The 1,296-nt window shown below is 67.0% G+C and carries 1 protein-coding gene; it reads right to left on the bottom strand.

Going from position 1 to position 1,296, the window contains the following annotated elements:
- Positions 1-139: 139 nt before the first annotated feature.
- A complete protein-coding gene (locus IO39_RS50080) occupies positions 140-838 on the bottom strand; it encodes an IS3 family transposase (RefSeq protein WP_281200497.1) in 699 nt (232 codons plus the stop codon).
- Between the last annotated feature and the right edge of the window lie 458 nt (positions 839-1,296).

Raw genomic sequence — 1,296 nt, 5'->3', positions numbered from 1 at the left:
CCTCCACAGCGCCTGCCAGAACCTGCCGCCCGCCGAATACGAAGCCCTCTACCGAACAGAGATCAACCCAGCTACTCTCACCCCAGCCAGATAATCCGGTGGTGTGCCCCGAGTTTGGTGGAGTCGCGTTCCTGGATTGTCATGCCACGGTGGGTGTGTTCTCGAACTGTATCGGGGTGAGCATGCCCAGGCTGCTGTGTCGTCGTTGCCGGTTGTGCCAGATCTCCAGGTACTCGAAGATCGCGTTCGCGAGCTCGATGCGGGTGTTCCAGCGCCGGCGGTCGAGGAGTTCGACCTGCATCCGGGACCAGAACGACTCCATCATGGTGTTGTCGAAGCAGTCGCCGACGCTGCCCATCGAGGGCAGCAGGCCGGAGTCCTTGGCCCGCTGGGTGAAGGCCCAGGATCCGAGCTGGACCCCCTGGTCGGAGTGGATGATCGTTCCTGCGGGTGGCGTGCGGTTGTCGATGGCCATGCCTAAGGCGCTGGTCACCAGGGTGGCGGTCTGGGTGGAGTCGATGGACCAGCCGACCACGCGGCGGGAGTAGGCGTCCAGCACCGCGCAGCAGTACACCTTGCCCTCGCGGGTCGGGTGTTCGGTGATGTCGGTGATCCACAGCTGATTGGGCCCGGTCTGGGTGAAGGCGCGGTCGACCAGGTCGGTGGCGATCTGGTCGGGCTTGGCGCGTCGCCACTTGGGCCGGCCGCTGAGGCCTTCCAGCCCGGCCCGGCGCATGAGCAGTTCCACTGCTCCGTGGCTGACCGTGACCTGGTGGCCGAGGAGCAGTTCAGCGTGCACCCGGCGGGCGCCGTAGGTGCCGCGAGAGTCCCGATGGATCTGCGGATCAGGTCGGTCAGCCAGGCATGCCGGATGGCCCGTGGCGAAGGCGGCCGGTCGCGCCAGGCGTAGTAGCCGGACACCGACACGGCAAGGACGCGGCAGGCGACCTCCACCGGGATGCCTTCGCCGGCCATCACCGCGATGGCGGCGAACCGTCTTTTGGGGGCGCCGCCTCGCGGATCAGCTCAATCGCCCGGCGGGTCGCCTGCAGTTCGGCCTCCAGCTCGGCGATGCGCCGTCTGGCGGCGGTCAGCCCGGTTTTCTCGCTGCTGGTCAGGCCTGGTTCCAGGCCGCGATCGATGCGGTCTTGGCGGCGCCAGGTGTAGATCGTCTGCGTGCTGATGTCCAGGTCATGCTGTCAATGGCCTTTGAGTTCTCCCCGTAGACGGCCTTGAGATGTCCCCGCTGGCGGCCACGGTGTTCTCCCCAACGGCGGCCAGTTATCTCCCCACCGT

This window comes from Nonomuraea candida, assembly GCF_000725485.1.
GTDB lineage: Bacteria > Actinomycetota > Actinomycetes > Streptosporangiales > Streptosporangiaceae > Nonomuraea > Nonomuraea candida.
Note: the sequence above shows the minus strand (reverse complement) of the source record. Positions and strands in the feature narration are given on the sequence as shown.